21 protein-coding genes are annotated in these 19,651 nt (G+C 53.8%); 7 read left to right on the top strand and 14 right to left on the bottom strand.

Annotation, left to right across the window (positions count from 1 at the left end):
* Window position 1: 1 nt before the first annotated feature.
* Genes HN413_07135 through HN413_07125 form a run of 3 tightly spaced genes read right to left on the bottom strand, consistent with a single transcriptional unit; the run spans window position 2 to window position 2,446 of the window.
* Entirely contained in the window at window positions 2-940 is a 939-nt protein-coding gene (locus HN413_07135) for an ABC transporter ATP-binding protein (protein MBT3390170.1), read from the bottom strand.
* 12 nt (window positions 941-952) lie between these two features.
* A complete protein-coding gene (locus HN413_07130) occupies window positions 953-2,005 on the bottom strand; it encodes a M42 family metallopeptidase (protein MBT3390169.1) in 1,053 nt (350 codons plus the stop codon).
* Between the two features lie 24 nt (window positions 2,006-2,029).
* A complete protein-coding gene (locus HN413_07125) occupies window positions 2,030-2,446 on the bottom strand; it encodes an acyl-CoA thioesterase (GenBank protein ID MBT3390168.1) in 417 nt (138 codons plus the stop codon).
* 92 nt (window positions 2,447-2,538) lie between these two features.
* Between HN413_07125 and HN413_07120 the strand changes: the two genes are divergently transcribed.
* A complete protein-coding gene (locus HN413_07120) occupies window positions 2,539-3,549 on the top strand; it encodes a tetratricopeptide repeat protein (protein ID MBT3390167.1) in 1,011 nt (336 codons plus the stop codon).
* Window positions 3,549-4,055 carry a hypothetical protein gene (locus tag HN413_07115; GenBank protein ID MBT3390166.1) on the top strand — a complete coding sequence of 169 codons (507 nt, stop codon included), beginning with the start codon at window positions 3,549-3,551 and terminating at the stop codon, window positions 4,053-4,055. Before HN413_07120 ends, HN413_07115 begins: the two co-directional genes overlap by 1 nt.
* A 211-nt stretch (window positions 4,056-4,266) precedes the next feature.
* Here the strand turns inward: HN413_07115 and HN413_07110 are convergent, their stop codons facing one another.
* The 10 genes from HN413_07110 to HN413_07065 all read right to left on the bottom strand — a co-directional run bounded on the left by HN413_07110 (window position 4,267) and on the right by HN413_07065 (window position 12,391).
* Window positions 4,267-5,001 carry a class I SAM-dependent methyltransferase gene (locus HN413_07110; GenBank protein MBT3390165.1) on the bottom strand — a complete coding sequence of 245 codons (735 nt, stop codon included), beginning with the start codon at window positions 4,999-5,001 and terminating at the stop codon, window positions 4,267-4,269.
* Window position 5,002: 1 nt separating this feature from the next.
* Window positions 5,003-5,365 carry a DUF5615 family PIN-like protein gene (locus HN413_07105; GenBank protein ID MBT3390164.1) on the bottom strand — a complete coding sequence of 121 codons (363 nt, stop codon included), beginning with the start codon at window positions 5,363-5,365 and terminating at the stop codon, window positions 5,003-5,005.
* Window positions 5,362-5,598: a DUF433 domain-containing protein gene (locus tag HN413_07100; GenBank protein ID MBT3390163.1), complete on the bottom strand. Its 237-nt coding sequence runs from the start codon at window positions 5,596-5,598 to the stop codon at window positions 5,362-5,364. Before HN413_07100 ends, HN413_07105 begins: the two co-directional genes overlap by 4 nt.
* 31 nt (window positions 5,599-5,629) lie before the next feature.
* The gene (locus HN413_07095; protein ID MBT3390162.1) at window positions 5,630-6,214 is read right to left on the bottom strand and encodes a UbiX family flavin prenyltransferase; all 585 of its coding nucleotides are present in this window, start codon (window positions 6,212-6,214) and stop codon (window positions 5,630-5,632) included.
* Entirely contained in the window at window positions 6,211-6,915 is a 705-nt protein-coding gene (locus tag HN413_07090) for a ubiquinone/menaquinone biosynthesis methyltransferase (protein MBT3390161.1), read from the bottom strand. Before HN413_07090 ends, HN413_07095 begins: the two co-directional genes overlap by 4 nt.
* A gap of 49 nt (window positions 6,916-6,964) precedes the next feature.
* The gene (locus tag HN413_07085; GenBank protein ID MBT3390160.1) at window positions 6,965-8,323 is read right to left on the bottom strand and encodes an MFS transporter; all 1,359 of its coding nucleotides are present in this window, start codon (window positions 8,321-8,323) and stop codon (window positions 6,965-6,967) included.
* Between the two features lie 85 nt (window positions 8,324-8,408).
* Window positions 8,409-9,053, bottom strand: coding sequence for a hypothetical protein (locus HN413_07080; protein MBT3390159.1), 645 nt, complete (start codon window positions 9,051-9,053; stop codon window positions 8,409-8,411).
* Between the two features lie 92 nt (window positions 9,054-9,145).
* Window positions 9,146-10,417: an insulinase family protein gene (locus HN413_07075; protein MBT3390158.1), complete on the bottom strand. Its 1,272-nt coding sequence runs from the start codon at window positions 10,415-10,417 to the stop codon at window positions 9,146-9,148.
* A complete protein-coding gene (locus tag HN413_07070; GenBank protein ID MBT3390157.1) occupies window positions 10,414-11,700 on the bottom strand; it encodes an insulinase family protein in 1,287 nt (428 codons plus the stop codon). Before HN413_07070 ends, HN413_07075 begins: the two co-directional genes overlap by 4 nt.
* Before the next feature lie 7 nt (window positions 11,701-11,707).
* A complete protein-coding gene (locus HN413_07065) occupies window positions 11,708-12,391 on the bottom strand; it encodes a hypothetical protein (GenBank protein ID MBT3390156.1) in 684 nt (227 codons plus the stop codon).
* 239 nt (window positions 12,392-12,630) lie between these two features.
* Here HN413_07065 and HN413_07060 point away from each other — a divergent pair, with 239 nt between their 5' ends.
* The 3 genes from HN413_07060 to HN413_07050 all read left to right on the top strand — a co-directional run bounded on the left by HN413_07060 (window position 12,631) and on the right by HN413_07050 (window position 16,689).
* A complete protein-coding gene (locus HN413_07060) occupies window positions 12,631-13,971 on the top strand; it encodes an FAD-dependent oxidoreductase (protein MBT3390155.1) in 1,341 nt (446 codons plus the stop codon).
* 183 nt (window positions 13,972-14,154) lie between these two features.
* Window positions 14,155-15,447 (top strand): tetratricopeptide repeat protein, encoded by a 1,293-nt coding sequence (locus HN413_07055; GenBank protein MBT3390154.1) that lies wholly within the window; start codon window positions 14,155-14,157, stop codon window positions 15,445-15,447.
* Window positions 15,448-16,689: an exonuclease SbcCD subunit D gene (locus tag HN413_07050; GenBank protein MBT3390153.1), complete on the top strand. Its 1,242-nt coding sequence runs from the start codon at window positions 15,448-15,450 to the stop codon at window positions 16,687-16,689.
* 224 nt (window positions 16,690-16,913) lie between these two features.
* Here HN413_07050 and HN413_07045 read toward each other — a convergent pair whose 3' ends face one another.
* Window positions 16,914-17,732, bottom strand: a complete 819-nt coding sequence (locus tag HN413_07045) for a mechanosensitive ion channel (protein MBT3390152.1) — start codon at window positions 17,730-17,732, stop codon at window positions 16,914-16,916.
* Between the two features lie 83 nt (window positions 17,733-17,815).
* On the opposite strand from HN413_07045, the gene HN413_07040 reads away from it, so the two are divergent.
* A complete protein-coding gene (locus HN413_07040) occupies window positions 17,816-18,835 on the top strand; it encodes a glycosyltransferase (protein MBT3390151.1) in 1,020 nt (339 codons plus the stop codon).
* A gap of 21 nt (window positions 18,836-18,856) precedes the next feature.
* On the top strand, window positions 18,857-19,645 hold the full coding sequence (locus tag HN413_07035; GenBank protein ID MBT3390150.1) for a cupin domain-containing protein: 789 nt from the start codon (window positions 18,857-18,859) through the stop codon (window positions 19,643-19,645).
* Window positions 19,646-19,651: the final 6 nt, after the last annotated feature.

The following is a 19,651-nucleotide window of genomic DNA, read 5'->3' as shown; positions in this document are numbered from 1 at the left end:
CTCATTGGCGCAACCCCCGCCCGGTGAGAGCGATAAAGACATCTTCAAGGGTGTTGGCGCGCAAATGTACTTCGCCGATCTTGGTTCCGGCCTGGCGCAATTTTCCGATAATCGCAGGAATTTTCTCAACCATGTTATGCCCGCGCAAGACGATCTTCCCGTTGGTCAGTGTGGCTTCGGCAGCCAGTGACTGCATTACGGCCAGCACTTTCTCCTCCGATGAGATATTCTGCACAGCGATCTCCAGAACGTCGCCAGCCCCAATGGAATGCTTGAGGGCCTCGGGCGAGTCGAGTTTCAGCAGCCTGCCGTGGTCTATAATGGCTACGCGGTCGGCCATGCGCTCGGCTTCATCCATATTGTGCGTGGTCAGGATGATGGTTTTTTCGCGCGCCAGCGAACAGATGTATTCGCGCACCAGCACGCGGCTTTGCGGGTCGAGGCCAGCTTCGGGTTCATCGAGGATGAGAATCTCCGGGTTGTGGATCAACGCCAGGGCCAGGTTGAGTCTGCGCTTCATCCCCCCGGAGAGTGTGGCAGCCAACTCGTTGCGCTTGTCACTCAACCCCAGGGTGTCGAGTAGTTCATCCCCGCGCTGGCGGGCTGCCCGGCGCGGCATGGCGTACATCTCGCCGATAAATTCCAACTGTTCAATGCAGGTTAATTTTTCCCACAAAATGGTCTCTTGCGGGCACACCCCCACGCGTGTACGCGCATAAAGACTGCCGCCATGCACCGACTCGCCATGAATAAAAACCTGCCCGGCATCGGGTGGCAACAATCCACAAAGCATGTTGATTGCAGTGGTTTTGCCCGCTCCGTTTGGCCCCAGCAAACCCAATATCTCCCCCTGGAAAATCTCCAGGCTGAGGTTGTCTACGGCGGTAAGCTTGCCATAGCGTTTGACGAGCTTGTCGGCACGCAAAATAATCGCTGGCATGGGCTTTCGGTTTTACTCCGCTAACAAATAGGCCATAATCCATTGCGTGGTGGCTACCAGCGCATCGGTATGCGTGCGCTCGTAGTTGTGCGAAGCATCCACGCCGGGGCCGATGAGCGAGACGGTTACATCGCCCCCGGCTCGCCAGTAGGCCTCGCCATCGGAGCCATAATAAGGATAAATATCTACTTTGTAGGGAATTTCGTATTCATCGGCCAGGGCGCGCAGTTTTTCGTTCATGCCATAGTGATACGGGCCGCCCGAATCTTTGACGCATAATGTGGCGTGAAACTCATCCGAAGTTTGGCCGTCGCCGATGGCTGCCATATCTACGGTGAGCAGTTCAGCCATGTCGGGGGGGAAGCCCACTGCCGCGCCGTGCCCGACTTCTTCGTAGTTGCTGATATGCAGAATGGTGGTTTGGGCCGGTTTCAGCCCGGTGTCGCTAAATGCTTTAACTGCCGCCACAATATTGGCAACGCAGGCTTTGTCGTCGAGATGGCGCGAACGCACAAAGCCGTTGGTGATTTCGACGCGCGGGTCAAAGGCCACAAAATCGCCAACTTCAATGCCCAGGGCACGCGTCTCTTCGGCGGATGTGGCGCGCACATCCAGGCGGATTTCGACGCTATCGTCGTCGCGTTTGGTTTCGCCGACATCGCTCCCGTACACATGCACGCTGGATTTGGTCAGTAGCAGCGAACCGCGGATTTGATCGCCCGCGCGGGTGAAAACTGTGCAGCCCTCGCCTTCTACCGTATTCCAGGGGAAGCCGCCGATGCGGGTCAGTTTCAGGCGGCCATTGGACTTGATTTCCTTGACCATCGCCCCGAGGGTATCCACATGGGCGGTGACGCCGCGCGGGGCCGTTGAATCCTCGCCGGGCCAGATGGCGACCAGCGCCCCCTTGCGGGTGTGGGACAGACTCAAAAACGGGAACCCGCGCAGGGCTTGTTCCGTGTAGTCAATCGCCTTTTCGGTGAATCCCGTTGGGCTGGGGATATTCAACAATTCGGTCAGAAAATCCAGCATATAGGTCTGATCAATTTTGGGGAGTGATTTCATGGGTCTTTTTTCCTCGGTCTGCGGTCAAAGTTGCTCAAAGTCCCGAATAATTTTGCGCCACGCATCGGGCACAGGGATGGTTTCACCCGCATGGTAATCATACGCTACCAGCACCGAAGCGCCTTCAGCAAATATCTGCTGGCTTTGGGCGTTTTCAATGCTGTAAATACTTTCCATGCTTTTATTGCCCAGGCGAGTAATGCACATGCCCACACGCAGCGATTGTCCCCACAGAATGGGCGCTTTGAAAGTAAGGTGAGCGTCGGCCATAATCATGCCAAAATCGAAAAACGAACCGCCATCCCAAAGCCCAAGCTGGCGGGCATAGCCCACGCGGGCCTGTTCCAGGTAGGTTAGGTAGCGAGCATTATTGACATGCCCCTGAGGGTCAAGATCGCCATAACGCACGGTGATGGGTTGATAAAAACGGTATTTGGACATGCTTAGATTATACCAATATGCGACTTTAAAAAATCCGGGCGTTATTATTACTGCGCTTTACGGATTGTCTGTTCCGAATTAGAATTGGACGCATGAGCGAAGAAAATTTGCACGAAACCCAACCTACGAATATCACGCCTCCCTCTGTGGAGGATACTTCCCCAACTCGGGTAACGCCTGTCCCTGAAGAAACGCCACCGAAGAAAAAGAAACGCCGTGCCTGGATGAAAACTGCCGGGATGGTTTTGCTGGGCCTGATGTTGATTCTGCTTGTCAGCGGATTTTTTGGCTATCGCAATGGCATCAACCGACGCATGAATCTTGAATTAGAACAAAGAGCATTGCTAACCGCCGAACAGTTCACCCTGGGGGTGCTGGATATGGAAGCCGGGAATTTCGCCAGAGCCAGACAGCGCTTTGAATATGTGATTGGTCTGGACCCATCCTACCCGGAAGTGACGACCAAGCTGGCTGAGGTGCTCATGGTTCTCAATGTGACGGCTACGCCCACGGCCGCGCCAACCCCTACTGAGGCTCCCATTACCCCCACGCCCGATACGCGTGCCATCGAAGAGTTATTTGCAAAAACCAACGGCCATGTTGCCAATCAAGAATGGACAGAAGCCATCGAAACCGCGGAAGAAGTTCGCAAACGCGACGCCGAGTTTTATCCCCTGAAAATTGATGGTATTTTGTACTTATCCCTGCGGATGCGCGGCATTCAGAAGATCGGCCGCGGCAGCCTGGAAGGCGGCATTTACGATCTGACATTAGCCGAGAGTTTCGGCGTACTGGATACCGAAGCCGATGGCTGGCGCAACTGGGCGCGGCTCTACCTCACCGGAGCCAGTTTCTGGGATGTAGACTGGCCGCAAGCGATCAATTATTTTCAGGAACTCGCCTCAATCACTCCCAACCTGCACGATGGCTCCGGCTGGTCGGCTTCACAGCGTTATGTAGATGCGCTGGTTGGGTATGCCAAATTCCTCGAGTCGCAGAGCTACTGGTGTGATGTCGATGAACTTTATGACCAGGCTTTCCAGTATACGGGCAACGCCATCTATCAGGAGATGATGTTGGCGGCGCAAGCCAATTGCCAGTGATGCAAACCCCAACCTGGGCGCTCACGCTTGCATATTGGGTCCATATGCAAGCCACCGTCGTTTGGATCGGTGGCCTGGCTATCTTGTCGATTGTTGTCATCCCCGCGGCGCGCAAAGCCCTCGACGATAATCCGTATGCAGCGTTGCTGGATGCGCTCCAGCGCAAACTGGATCCACTGGCCTGGTTCAGCGCAGCTTTGTTGCTGGGCAGCGGAATGCTGCAAATGAGCGCCAGCCCGCATTATGATGGATTTTTAGCAATCAACAGTTCGTGGGCGGGGGCCATGCTCATTAAGCATCTGGTCTTTGGGTTGATGGTAGCCTTTAGCGCCGCGTTCACCTGGGGGATATTACCGGCTTTGCGGCGGGCGGCGATCAAACAGGCGCGCGGCCGATCCACGCCAGAGATGGGACAACTTCGGCGGCGCGAACGATTATTATTGCAAGTCAATTTAGTTCTGGGGGTGATTGTATTGGCGCTTACAGCCTTCGCGCGTGCAGTTTAAACGTTGGTAGTGCTATGATGATGTCACCGCGTAGCGTGAGGCCGTAGGCCGAAGCATCTAGCGGAGCGAAAAACCAGATAAATGCCATTATTTACGCTGTGCTAGACCCTTCGACTTCGTCTCAGGGTGACAACAAATTTCCTTCATCACTTACATATCATGCACTACCGGAAATAAATCTATTGCGTCTCTGCGCCCTCGCGGTTTTGCGTTATATCTTTTCTACCACCCAAAAATGAGATAATCCGAATACCCGCACCGGCGTGCGTTCCAGAAGTTGCAGTGCGGCTCGCAACGCGCGCCCTAAAGGTCCAAAGCGGGCAATGATATTATCATACGCGCCAAATACGATTGTGTGCTCAATCGTACAAATTTGCAAATTTACAAACAGCTTTTGCATATCTTTGCGGGAATAGACTTTTACATGCGGAGCAAGTTTGTCACGCCACTGGCGCGGCAGCCAGTTGACCAGGGGCTTGTTGCCGAAATGATACTCCCCGCGCCAGTAAACGCCATGCGTCTCAAAGGGATAGCCGCGGTTGGGGCAAAAAATCACCGCACGACCACCCGGTTTGAGTACGCGCACCATCTCGGCCACCGCGGCGCGGTCATCCTGTACATGCTCGATAACTTCGTGGCTCAAAATCAGGTCGTAGCTCTCCGCGGGGAAGGGTAAATATTCACCGGCAGCATTGATAATATACGGCGAGTTAACGTGGGCTTCCGCCCCGCGCTCAAAATCGAATTCCAGCCCAACGACTTCGCCCCCAAAAGTGCTCAATTTCTCCACATACATGCCCACGCCGCAGCCATTCTCCAGCACGCGGCCGCGCACACGTTTCCCGGCGACAGCCAGAATCATCTGCAAGCGGCGATCCTGCCCCGCCCGCCAGACGTAGGAGGGTTCACCGCGTAAAGCGGCTTTGTTGAAATCTCTGTTGGTCATATCAAATGGGTAAATGGCGCACACGAATGTGGCGCTCGCTAACACTGGCTACAATCCCCTGATCCAATACATCCGAATGCTTTCTTATAATCTCTGCCAGGTAAATTTGAACCGTGACTGGTCGCATATCCTGTAAGCGAAAAATGATCACGCTCGGATCATCGCGTTGGCTGAGTGCCATCAAGTCGCCAAAATCTAAATCATGTGTGAGGACAACTCGCTGTTCGCGGCGCGCTTTTTCAAGTATTTTTTCATCCGATAATCGCTCGAGGTCTTCATCGTGCAGATGAACGGCATCATGACCAGTTTCGCGTAGCCAATCTACAATTTTGGGCGAGATGCCCATGTCGGCCAAGAATTTCATACGGAGGCGAATTCAAACTCACGGATTGACTCATCGGCAAGCAAAGCTGCATAGCGCAAGGCCTGTTGAATATCTTCCGGCTCCAGGTAAGGGTATTCTTTGATGATCTCATTGGACATCAGGCCATTGGATACTAAATTAACAATCATGGCTACAGAGACTCGCATTCCACGAATGCAGGCGCGCCCCCCTAAAATATTTGATTCGAAAGTTATTCGATCAAAACCAGTCATATGTGTGTTCCTTTCCAGATAGCTGATTTCATTATACCCCAGGCCCCATTTCGCCGAATTGCCATTTTAGGTAGCTGTCATTTTCAATGCCGATACGCGCCAGGGCACGCCCGACAATGTGATTCACCATCTCATCAAGCGTAGCGGGGCGCGCATAAAAAGCAGGCACAGGTGGAAAGATAATCGCCCCGGCTTGGGCAGCCAAATCCATCAGGCGCAGGTGGCCGCGATGCAGCGGGGCTTCGCGCACTACCAGCAGCAGGGGACGGCCTTCTTTGAGAGTCACATCGGCGGCACGGGAAAGCAAATTATCGGAGTAGGAATTGGCGATTGCAGAGAGCGACTTGATTGAGCAGGGGATGACGATCATGCCGAATGTGTCAAAAGAACCCGATGCGATCGATGCGCCAATATCATTGTGTTTGTGGACGACATCGGCGAGGGCGAGGACATCATTTACTTTCCAGTCGGTTTCCTGCTGAATGGTGAGCCGCGCTGCCGGAGAGACGATTAGATGCGTTTCGACCTCGGGGTGGGTGCGCAGGGTTTTCAGGGTGCGTATCCCGAGGATTGCCCCTGACGCGCCGCTGATTCCTATAATGATGCGTTGACTCACTTCACTCCCCAATGGATTGCCACCACGCCAAACATGCGCCGCTGAAAAGCGACTTCACCAAAGCCTGCGCCACGCATTTTCTCGGCTAAATCTTCGGCCAGCAGGAAATTTTCGGATGTGTCGGGCAAATAGGTGTAGGCTTCGGCTTCGCCGGTGAGCAGCTTGCCCAACGCGGGGATGATCGTGTGCATGTGGAATGCGATCAGCGGGGCCAGCGGGCCGGGGCGCGGCTTGGTAGTATCGAGTGAGATCATGCGTCCGCCGGGCTTCAGCACGCGATATTGTTCCGCCAAGGCTTGAGGCAGATCAATTACATTGCGCAACAAAAATCCGGAGATGACTGCGTCAAATGTGTTATCGGGGAAAGGGATATTCAACGCATCGACCGCAGACCAAAGTGCGAACCGGCCAGTCGGGCGTTCCCGGCCAATCTTCATCATTTCAAGGGTGAAGTCGGCAGCGATGGCGCGGGAATCTGGATTCTGTTTGAGGGTCTCAAAACTCAGGTCGCCGGTGCCCGCCCCGAGGTCCAGCACGAGGCTCTTGTAGGGGGGCAGGGACGCCCTCCGGATGACCTCCCGCCGCCAGCGCGCGTCTTGTCCCATGGTCATTAAGCGGTTCATCACATCGTAGCGGGCTGCGATGCGGGTAAACATAGCTTGAACGTATGAAGCCCGTTCATGGCCTGTGAGGTGAGTCATGCAGTTTGTGCCCCTCTCCCGCAAGAGAGGGGCAGGGGGTGAGGGGCGGTTACTTTGCGCCAGCCGCCGCCTTGACATCGGCGATGGCTTTTTCGACGTTGACGAAGGGCAGAATGATAAGCCCCATCACGAAGAAGAAGATCAGCGAGAGCAGCGCCGGGCGCAGACTACCGAAGGCCTGGTTCATGATACCGAAGATCAACGGTCCAATCCAGGAGGTGCCGCGCTCAGAGATTTCGTAAAAAGAATAGTACTCTGCTTCTTGCCCATCAGGGATCATCTGTGCGAAAAGGCTGCGGCTGATGGCCTGACTACCGCCCATCACCAGCGCGATGAAAGCGCCTAAAATCCAGAATTGCAGCACGCGCGTTTCACCCTGCAAGCCAGCATAGGCAAAGATAACCACGCCCGACCAGACTACCAGGCTGATGATAATGGAGCGTTTGGCCCCCACCCATCCGGCCAGTTTGCCCCAGAAGAGCGCGCCGCCGAAAGCCACAAACTGAATCATCAGGATGACCATTGTCAGCGTGCTCTGATCGAGTTCAAGTCCGCCGCGCACCAGTGGCGCTGCAGCAAATGTGGCTGCGACCGCGATCACAGTTTGGATGCCATCGTTGTAAAGGAAATAGGCCAACAGGTATTTAAGTGTTTCAGGGAAATTCCTGATCTCTTTGAGGGTTTTGCGCAACTGACCAAAACCCATCTTGAGGTAGGTTGTGCCCGCGGGCAATTGGCGCGAAGCCTTGCGCGAACGCAAGCGTGCCCAGGTGATGAACGAGAACCCCAGCCACCACACACCGGCAGAAGCCAGATTGATGCGCACAGCCAAATTGCTGGGAACCCCCAGGTCTTCACTGAACATGTAGAAGGCCAGGTTGAAAACCAAGAGCAACCCGCCGCCGAGATAACCCAGCGCCCAACCGTAAGATGAAACCCGGTCGCGCTGATCTTCGGTGGCAATGTCGGGCAGGTAGGCATTATAAAAAACAATCGCGGCGCCAAATGAGAGATTGGCTAGCAAGAAAAGCACGCCGCCCAGCCACCATACAGGTTGAGTGATAAAGAACATGGCGATCGTAGCAACCGCGCCGATGGTGGCGAAAACCTGCATCATTTGCTTACGCAGATGCGAATAGTCGGCGATAGCGCCCAAAATGGGTAGAAACAAAACCTGCAAAAAGACAGACAGAGAAACAGCATATGGTAGAAATGAATCGGGGGCAATCGGTATGCCGAGAAAACGCGCCATGCCATCGGGATGGGCTTGTGCCGCGGTGGCTGCCAGCGAGGCCAGATACGGGCCGAGGAAAACCGTCCCTACCGTAGTGCTGAAGGCCGAGTTGGCCCAGTCGTACATGCCCCAGCCAAAAATTTCGCGCTTGTCATTGGGTTTGAGTTTAGACATAATAGCTCCTTAATGTGTGAGGAAAGGAAAAACACCCAATCAAGTTAAAGGTTACAGGTTAATAGTTGAAGGTGGTATGCTACTTTCAACCGTTTATAAATCGTTTCCATACGCCCTTCCCCAATGCTGCTGTGACACGCCCGGCGAGTAACTCAAATTCAAAAATCGTGCGCTGTTCGGCAGCCGCGATCGCGTAGGGGAACAGCTCGCCGCGTTCGGGATAATCCAGATTCATTTTGGCGTGTGAATCTTCGGGCAAGCGCGGATATACCCAGGGTGTAAAAAAGGGCAGCAGATAGATCAGCGCTTCGCCGAAGTAGATTCTTCCAGAGTGCAGCTCCGGATGTGTAAGCAAAACTTCATCCAGGGCAGGTACCCCCGAGGGCGTGGGCAGTGCTTCGGCTCCGTTGAACTGATCGCGCCATAAATAAACATAATTGCTGTGGGCATAAAAATCCTGTGCAGCGTGCGTCAAACGTCCAAAAGCCTGCCATGCTGCGGTTATATCGGCGCCATTCTGCAATACACGCTGCACAATCTGGCGCTGAGCTTCCATATAGGCATACCCGGCTTCAAAGGCATTGCTATCGAAATGATATTCATCGTGTCCAATCAGGGCCAACAGGCGATCCTGATTCAGATTGGCGGCAATCATCGTTTCCAACGCCGCCGGGCTGATACGCGTACTCAGGGTTTTGGTGAGCATTCCAGAGTGGTAGATGGCTTCCATAGCTTTTCACCACGGAGACACAGGGAACACAGAGAATTTTTTGGCTATTAAAAATTTCTCCGTGCCCTGCGTGCCTTTGTGGTTGATCTATCTCACGGCCCGGCCACGGCTACAGCCAGCCGGTCGGGGTGCAGGTATTTCTGTGCCGCAGTCAGAGCCGTTTCGGGCGTGACCGCGCTCACAAAGTCAGCATAACGTAAATAATAATCCAGACCCAGATCGTAGCGCGCCAGGCTAATCAGCGCGCCGGCCACGCCGCCATTCGATTCCAGCGCCAGCGGCAGCCGCCCAATATAGCTGGCTTTGCTATCCGCAAGTTCGGCCTCCGTTACGGGTTCGGTCACAAAACGCCCAATTTCGGTGCGGATCAATTCGACCGCCCGTTCCACATTGGCCGGGTTCACCCCCGCGCTTACCGACCACGGGCCAGGCCCAACGCCGCCGCTCAGACGGCTGAACGCATAATAGGCCAGCCCGGCCTGCTCGCGCACCACCTCGCCAATCCGCCCCATCATGCCAAATTGCCCCAGCACGCTATTGCCCAGCGAAGCGGCGAAAAATTCATCAGCTTTTCGGGGAGGCCCCGCCGCGCCGATGATAATATTGGATTGAATTTTGCCAGGAATTTCAACCCGCTGCTCGATCAGTTCCCCAAGGGGAGTCAACGCGGGAAGTTGGGGTGATGCGGGTTGGTGAGGGTTAACCCAATCGCCAAGCGCATCCTGCACCCAGGCGACCGCCTGTTGAGCGTCTACTGCACCGACTATGGCAATCACCATGCCGCGCGGACCGTAGTGTTGGGCATGAAAATCTACCAGATCATCACGCGTAATTGCCGAGATGGTTTCCGGCCAGCCATCTTCCGGACGGCCATAGGGATGATCTTTGTAGACAATCTGATCGAAGGCCATACCGGCCATATCGCCGGTATCTTGGGCGCGCAGCGTCAGACCGGTGAGCAGTTGCGCCCGCAGACGTTCAACTTGCTCGGCAGGGAACGCGGGCTGGCGCAAAGTCTCGCTGAGTAATTCCAGTAGCAGGGGCAAATCTTCGACCAATGCACGCCCGCCAAAACCAGTAGTATGCGTCGCGCTGTTATAACTCATGCTGGCGCCAACACTCTCCAGGGCGTTATAAATCCCCTGGAAATCGCGCTGCTGTGTGCCGCGCATCAACGCCGCGGCGGTGAAATCCGCCAGGCCCAGTTTTTCATCGCTATCGAAGAGCGCGCCCACATCTAAATAACCGTTAATCGTCACCGAAGGGCTGTTGAAATTTGAGCGCGCCAGCACGGTGATGCCGTTGGGCAATTCCGCGCGGGTGATGTCATCAGGGCCGGGGAGGGATGAATTTTGAATGCTCATGCTGTCACCCCATTTGTTGGTACATAGGTGCCCAACACGCGGTTGCGCGGGACAAGATAGGTTTGCGCAATGCGTTGCACATCGGTAGGCGTCACCACCGAGAGACGGTCTAAATAGGCGTTGAACCACTCATAGGAGGCAAACATCTCCGCAAAGCCCATCCAAAAACCCTGGTTGGTAATGCTCTCACTGCCATAGGCAAATAAAGCACGTGCCTGTTTGACCGCCCGTTCCACAGCCTCAGCGCTGGGAGGGGCTTGCTGCAAACGCTCAATCGCTTCATCTAGCGCCAGAATTACTTCATCGGGCTTGCGCGCCGGATGTACCGTAATGGTAATCTCGTAGCCAAAAGGATCAATCGTAGCCGGTAAACCGCCACCCACGCCGACGGCCAGATCACCTTCGACCAGTTTTTTATACAGGCTGGAAGTTTTATTCGAGATGCCGCCGCCGAACATATTCAAACCGCTTGGTCCGGTCAGCAAGCTATCCAATACCATAAAGGGGAAAAAATCATCATCCACTGCTCGGGGGGCGTGATAAATCGCCTGAATAAATGCTGTATCGTCCGTACCCTCAACCACCAGGCGATGCTCTCCTCGCAGGGGTGGTTCGGGGCGCGCTTTGCGCGGCGGTTCAACGCCCGCAGGGAGGGCTTCAAATAACCCGCGGATGCGTTCCAGCATTACTGCGCTGTCGAAATCGCCTGCCACGGCCATCGTGGCATTATTGGGCACATAATAGGCGCGGTAGTGTTGGTAAAGATCGTCGCGCGTCATTGTTTCCAGGTCGGCCATATCGCCGATAATTTCATGGTGATACGTGTGTACGCGAAAAGCCGCTGCTCGAACCGCTTCGCCCAACTGAAAAAGCGGCTCATTTTCGTGCCCCTGGCGTTCAGAGATAATCACCGTGCGTTCGGAGTCCACTTCCTCGGGGTCGAAAATGCTGTTGGTCATGCGATCCGCTTCCAGGCTCAGGGCCAGATCAATTTTATCGGCGGGCATCGTCTCAAAATAAGTCGTCCAATCGAGATAGGTGAACGCGTTCCACAATCCCCCTTCGCGCGAAATGGCTTTATCCAACACATTCGATGGAAACTGCGGCGTACCTTTAAATTGCATATGCTCAACCCAGTGTGAAATTCCGGTCTGACCGGGAACTTCATCGCGCGAGCCAACGCGATACCACACCCAGCTACTAATAATGGGTGCGGTGTGTATCTCTTTGAGCATGATTTTCATGCCGTTATCGAGTTGATGGGTGGAAAAAGACTTACTCATAAATACCTCATTTTTTCAATAAAGAATATAAATCACACAGAAAGCCCCAATCTCCCTGACACAAATCCCATTCATCCAACGGAGCGCTTTCTTGCATCAAAAGCTGGTTATAGGGTTCAACCACCTGCTGCAACCCAACAAACGGGTCATGCAAGCCAGTATCTTTGAGCGGAATACTCACATCTACAACCAGATGCACGGGCACGGTTTCATTCACCGGAACCGTAATATCCAGCGCAATCGGCAAACTGGTGCCCGCCGGGAGTATAATATCTGCCGGGGCATTAATGCTAAGGATGCCAGACGTAATGGCTACCTGAGCGCCGCGAATAGATGTCGGCTGCGTAAGGATTACATTGGTCGTTGTTGAAACTGGTAAATCAAATTGAACTGGAATTGTATCATCAACTATAATGGAGGTTTCAATCACGGCTTTATCCATCGCGGCAAAATTATCACTCAAACCCGTCAATAGTTGAGTTGAAACCAGGTCTTTTAGCGTACTCACCTGCTGACTCAACGCCACAAGCAAAACGATCAAAATAATATTGACAACAAAAGATGAGATACTCATCACTGTCCAAAATGCGGGCAGCAATTTCCCCTGCCAAAAGAAACGTCTGAAAATTGTTCTGGCTAAAACACGCGCAGCAGCGTGTGCGCTTACGGGGTCGCGGCTAAAGTATGTCATCGTCTTTTCTCCTGGACACGCCTAACAATATAGCACATTGGCAGGCTTTCGGCTACCTGAACAGACGAGAATTTCCGCTTGAAAGCGCCAAGCTCTTCAGAATTGTGAAATTTCGCACAATTTAAGTAATTAATTTATAACAAAATCAGTCGAAATTAATATGTATAATAAGTTTACGCACCACAACAAGATATATAAATGATCTACACGATAAACAAAGCAAAACAGGAGGCTTCACGATGCACTCACCGCAATATGCTGTGGCCGTAGTTGGCGCTGGACCCGCGGGGTTATATGCTGCTCAAAAATTAGCTTCGGCAGGTGCACAAGTAGTTATTTTTAATCGAGATATCAAACCCGGCGGACTGGCTGAATACGGTATTTATTACAACAAATATCGCATGAAACGTGGCCTGCGAAAACAATTTGCCAACATCCTGCAAAATGAGCAAATCAGTTATTTTGGCAATATCCGCGTCGGCGAAGATGGCGATCTCAGCCTCGATGATCTGCGTGCGCTCGGATTTCAGGCCATATTGGTCACAGTGGGCGCACAAGGCACAAAATGGCTCGGGCTGCCCGGCGAAGATTTGCAAGGGGTCTACCATGCCAAAGACCTGGTGTACCATTACAACAAACTACCACCCTACAGTATGCAAGAGTTCAAGATTGGCAAACGCGTTGCGCTGATCGGGGTGGGTAATGTGATGATGGATATCGCCCACTGGGTGGTTCGCGACAAGCATGTTGATGAGGTGATCGCCGTAGCGCGGCGCGGGCCTGCAGAGGTAAAATTCACCAAAAAAGAGATGCAGAATATCGGCCATAATCTGGACCTTGCCGCGCTGGACGATGAGTTGGCGCGTGTAAACGAACGGATGCTTGCCGTCGGGCAGAATCCCGCTGAAGCGCAAGCGTTCATCCTCTCAGGGCTGAAAAAAGCCCTCGAGCCGGTCTCCGAAACGCGTTTCCGTTTTGAGTTCCTCTCATCCCCGGCGCAGATTATTGGCGATGAGTACGGCCAGGTAACCGGGCTAGAAATTGACGATACCGCGCTGGCGCTCCGCGATGGCAAGACCAAAGCGCAAATCGTGGGCACCTGCCGCGTGCTCGATGTAGATACCGTAGTATTCTGCATTGGCGACAAAGTAGATGAAAGCTTTGGGTTGCCTATCCAATGGAATTCTTTTGTCAAAAACAACCATCCGCGTTTCCCCGTAGATGAGCTCTCTTTTGAGGTGTATGATCCCGAAAATGAGCAGCCTATCGAAGGGGTGTTTGTGGCTGGATGGTCGCGCGAGGCCAGCAGCGGGTTGGTGGGATACGCCCGCAAAGATGGCGAAATGGGGGCTGAGGCCGTTTGGCAGTATTTGCAAACCCTCGCGCCTGGCGGGGATGTGTTGGGCAGCGTTGAACAAAAACTCGCCATGCTACCTCACGCAGTAGTAAATAAAGCCCAAATCGAGCAACTGACCGCCATCGAACAAGCCCGTATCGAAACCGAAAATCTGGAAGATTTTAAATTTGACAATAACGCTGAAATGCTGGCTATACTGGCGGCTGAAGCTCTCGCCGCCTGAACTGGAAAGAAATAACTGCGAAAGCACGGGGTATAGGGCTTGCTCCGCAAGCCCTATACCCCCGAATACGGGCAACTACCAAGGTGATTCCCGGTTCTTCGCATTAACCCCGTACAAATTTCCCATTTTAACGTCTCGCGCTTGTGGCTGTTTACCAGCAAAACCTTGATATAATCAGCCACTATGAATAAACAGCGACTTTTCATTGCCCTGGTTGTGATCCCGGGGTTTATTGTTTTGGCGGCTTTATTGTATAACTATCCGCCGATTAATGAGCGTTTGGCCTGGCGCATCGATTCATGGAAGGCACAGGTCAAATATGCCCTCAATCCGCCCGAGGAGGCTTTGTTTATCCCGGAGGGAGGCGGGGATACAGGATTACCCCCCTCGGCAACGCCCAGCCCCACTTTGGTTCCGGCCAGCCCGACCCCCAGCCCGGTTGGCCCCACCGAGACGCCTTTGCCCTCGCTCACGCCAACGACCACATCTACCCCGATCCCCGAATCCGTTGTTCTGGATGGCATTATCCACCAGGTTCAAAGCTGGAATAACTGCGGCCCGGCCAATCTCTCGATGGCGCTTTCGTATTGGAAGTGGAACGGCGACCAGCGCGATACAGCGGCCTATCTGAAGCCGAATTCGCGCGACAAAAATGTCAGCCCCTACGAGATGGTTGCCTATGTCAACGAAGAAACCGAGTTCAATGCCCTGTGGCGCGTGGGCGGCGATGTAGAAATGCTGACACGCCTGATTGCGGCGGGTTTTCCCGTGTTGATCGAGAAAGGCTTCGAAGGCACCGGTTTTGAGGGCTGGATGGGGCATTACGAAGTTATCAACGGGTACAACGATACCGAGCAGTATTTTGTTTTGCAAGATTCGTTTATCAGTAAGAACCTGCGTTTTTCGTATGAAGATGTGCTGCGACGTTGGCAGCATTTCAATTATGTCTATCTTGTTATATATTATCCGGCGCGTGAAGCCGAGGTGATGGAATTACTCGGCCAACATGCGGATACAACCTACAATTATCAGGCTGCGGCCGCCAAAGCCTCCGATGAGATTTTTACGCTGGAAGGCCGCGCCAGGGCGTTTGCCTGGTATAACTACGGCACCAATCTGGTCTATCTCGATGATTATACCGGGGCAGCTCAAGCCTATGATGAGTATTTTGCGCTCACCAAAACGCTCAATCCGGAAGAAGTTAACGTACCCTGGCGCAATCTGTGGTATCAAACCGGGCCGTATTGGGCATATTTTTATACGCAGCGCTATTATGATGTGCTCACCCTGGCAACCACAACGATAGACACGGCCAGCGAACCGGCCATTGAAGAAAGCTGGTATTGGCGCGCCTTGGCGCGCGAAGCCCTGGGCGATATTGATGGCGCCATCGCCGATTTGCAGGAAGCCGTCAAGCTCAACGAGAATTTTGGTGTGGGCTGGTATCAGTTGGAACGCATTCAGGGCGGGGGATAGATGAAACTGCTCCATTTTGCCGACGCGCATATTGATATGGCGACCTACGGGCGCCGCGACCCTGAAAGCGGGCTGCCTCTGCGAGTGATGGATTTTCTACGCTCGTTGGATGAGATCGTGGACGCGGCGATTGCCGAAAACGTTGATCTGGTGATTTTCGCCGGAGATGCCTATAAAGACCGCGCTCCGGCTCCTACGTATCAGCGCGAGTGGGGCAAACGCATTGTGCGCCTTTCGCAGGCCAAAATCCCAACCCTGTTACTGGTTGGCAACCACGATCTTTCACCCGCTCTGGGGCGCGCCCACGCCCTGAGCGAGTTTGCTACCCTGAAAGTGCCGCATGTGCATGTGCTCGACAAACCCTGTTTTCTTACCCCGGACGATTTGGAAGGTCTGCCTGTGCAGGTTTTAGCTTTGCCCTGGATTTCGCGCTCGGGCATGATGGCTCATTTGGATATGCGCGGCCAGACTCCAGCAGAAATCTACGCAGCGTTGGAGGAGCGTCTCGGCGATCAAGTGAAATACTGGCTCGATGAGCAGGTTGACCCTCAATTGCCTACTATTTTGACGGCGCACGCCTCGGTGCAGGGGGCTAAATATGGCGGCGAACGCACGGTGATGCTGGGCAGCGATCTGGTGCTGCCAGGCTCGTTGGTGCGCGACCCGCGCCTGGACTACGTGGCGCTGGGGCATATCCACAAACCGCAGAATATCAACGAAGGCCAGCATCCTCCGGTGATTTATCCCGGTTCGATTGAGCGCGTCGATTTTGGTGAGGCTGGCGATGATAAATTCTATATTATCGCCAATGTAGAGAAAAACACCACCGAGGTTGAATGGCGGCAACTGAAAAGCATTCGTCCCTTTGTGGATTGCGCCATCAGCCTGGAAACCCCCGAGAATATCAACGAGCAGCTACGCGCCGCGCTGCCGCCCGCTGAGCAGCTCGATGGGGCGATTGTGCGCCTGGTGATGACCTACCCCCGTGAGTGGGAGGCCATGATCGACGAAGCTACATTACGCGAATACACTGCTGGAGCCTTTGAGTTTCATCTGATCAAGCGCCCACAGCAAGAAAATCGTGTGCGCCTGCCCGACGACCAAAATTTTGGCGCATTGACTGCGCTGGAATTGCTCGAAATCTACTGGCAAGCGCGTCATACCGAGGATAGCGATACCCAGGAACTTCAAACCCTGGCCGCAGAAATACTGCAAGGGGATGAATTAGCCAAAACAGAATGAGCCGCAGAAAGTTATCGGCAGATCATTCTGTTTTAGGCCATTAGGGCAAAAGTGGTACAGGTCATTCCGAGCGCAGCGAGGAATCCCTACGGCGCGGTGTTCTGGTGTACCTGCATAGGTGATTTCAAATGTTTGCATCAGGGATTCCTCACATTCGTTCGGAATGACATTATGCGATGTGTGACTTTTGCCCTAACGCGTTTTTAGGATAAGGGATGGGGGTACTACTGCGCCATATACACCGTGCGCACCGGGAAGGGAATTTCAATACCCTTGGCGGCGAAAGCAGCGTTGATATTCACAATCCCCGCGTCGATGGTTTTTAAATAATCGGCATGTTTCAAATCAATCCAGAAATACGCTGTGAGATCAATCGAAGAATCGCCGAAATTATTGAAAATCACCATCGGGGCCGGATCGGGCAGCACGCCCTGGATGTTAGCAATTGCCTCGAGGGTTGCACCCCTCACCCGGTCGAGATCGCTGCCGTAGGCCACGCCCACGCTAATATCCACCCGACGTTTGGGGAAGCGCGAGTAATTCTTAATCGGGCTGGTAAATACATCCCCATTTGGGATGAGTACATTTTGCCCGTCAAAGGTGTAAATCTCCGTGGCGCGTAAATCCACATCGGCTACTGAGCCAATAAAATCGCCCACTTGAATAATATCGCCAATATTAAAAGGCTGCTGGATCAACAATAAGATGCCCGAAATAAAATTCTTGCTGACATCCTGCAAAGCAAATCCGATCGTAAAGCCAAGAATGCCCAAACCTGCCAAAAAGGCCGAAAGATCAAAGCCAATCTGTTCCAGCGCAATCACAGTGCCGATAATGATCACCGCCCAGCGCGCGATCTTCACAATCAGCAAGCTCAATTCGCGTTCGGTATTGCGGCGTTCAAATGCGCGCGCAATAATTTTTGTGAGCAAGCCCGCCAGATATAAACTGACGATAAAAATAACCAATGCGGCCACTAAATTGGGCAGCATTTCCAAAAAATTGACCAACATATTTTGAAGCGTCAACGAAATTGAGTCCATACACACCTCCAGAGTAAACGCTCGCAATCATACCGCACTCGCCAAAAATTGCAAGCGGGGGGCTTTCACGTTACAATCGCGCCATGCCTGCTGTCTCTGTGATCTTGCCCTGCTATAACGCTGAAAAAACGCTCGAAGAAACGCTGGATTCCCTGTCCCGGCAGACATTAGCCGATTTTGAAGTTATCGCCGTGGATGATGGCTCGGAGGATGCAACCGGGCGGATGCTCAAGACCCGGGCCGGGGTGGATCGGCGTTTTCGAGTGTGGACTCAGCCCCACGCGGGGGTGATCGCTGCGGCCAACGCGGCAATAGCAGCCTGCCGCGCGCCCTATATTGCCCGCATCGACGCCGACGACCTCGCACACCCTCAACGGCTCGAAAAACAGGCCGCGTATCTCGAACAGCATCCCGACGTTGCCGTAGTCAGCAGCCTGGTGCGTGGCTTTCCGACCGAAGATGTACGCGAAGGTTTTCGCATTTATATCGAGTGGCTTAACGCCCTGGTCAGCGATGCCGACATTCGGCGGGAAATATTCGTCGAAAGCCCACTGCCTAATCCCAGTGTGATGTTGCGCGCCGACTGGCTGCGGCAGATGGGCGGTTATCACGAGCGCGGCTGGCCTGAAGATTACGACCTGTATCTGCGCCTGTATCTGGCCGGGGCGCGTTTTGCTAAAATCCCTGAGATATTATTGGATTGGCGCGAGCACCCCCAGCGCATTACCCGCACCGACAGCCGTTACTCGCTTGAAAATTTTCTGCGCGCCAAAGCTCATTACCTGATGCGCGGGCCGCTGATAGGGCGCGACGCGGTCATCATCTGGGGGGCAGGCATGATGGGCCGCCGCCTGAGCAAGCATCTGATGCGCACTGAAGGCGCTCCTGTTGAAGTCTTTGTGGATATTGACCCCAGAAAAATTGGCAATACGCGCCGCGGCAAACCGATTGTTGCGGCAGATGATTTGTTGGCCTGGTGGAGGCGCTATCAGAACCCGGTGGTTTTAGCCGCGGTCGGCGCTCGCCATGCCCGCAGCATCGTGCGAGAACGCCTGACCAATTTTGGCCTGCGCGAGGCTGTCGATTGGTGGGCGGTAGCCTGATAGAAAGGTATTCAGATGAGTATGTATATTGCAAAAATTAACACAGCCCCTCGCTATCAGCGCGATGGCATTACATCATATCTATTGGTTTCAAAGCTAACCGGTGAGGCCGAGCAGTTGGCGGTCACGTTGGTGGAAATGAAGCCAGGCGGTGTGCAGCGTATGCACTCGCATGAGCCGGAGCAAATCTATCATATTGTTGAGGGCAGCGGCTTGATGACGGTGGATGGCGAGCAGCGTCAGGTATATGCAGGCGATACGATCTTCTTTTCGTCATTTGCCGAGCACGGCCTTGAGAATACCGGAGCTATACCACTCCGATATCTGAGCGCTGCGTCACCATCGTTTACGAAAGAGCAGTGCAAAGAGTGGTGGCCGCTGCCGAGTTTGGATGCAGGCAGTCCCGCGCCGCAAATGGCGCAAGTGCATCCGGGGCTTACGCGTGTAGAAACTTTCGGTGTCGAAGAGCAGCATACGGCCTATCATATTGGCAGCGGCGACGAACGCGTTCTGGGCACCCCCTGGATGATTTCATTTATGGAGCGCGTTTCCAACCGGCTGATAGCCGAGCATCTCCCCGCGGGCTGGATGAGTGTCGGCACGCATGTCGATGTGAAGCATCTGGCCCCCACGCCGATTGGCGCTCAGATCCGTGTGGAAGTTGAGATTCTCGAAGTTGTTAAAACACGGGTGCAACTGGCTGTATCTGCCTGGGATGCGGAAGAGCAGATCGGGGCAGGTTTCCATACACGGGCGGTTGTCGAACGCGGCGGCTTTGTGCAACGCGCTCAATTAAAAAGTAGGCAATAAAATAAA

Source organism: Chloroflexota bacterium (assembly GCA_018648225.1).
Taxonomy (GTDB): Bacteria; Chloroflexota; Anaerolineae; order Anaerolineales; family UBA11858; genus NIOZ-UU35.
The sequence above is the reverse complement of the archived record's forward strand: the minus strand, read 5'-3'. Positions and strand labels throughout refer to the sequence as shown.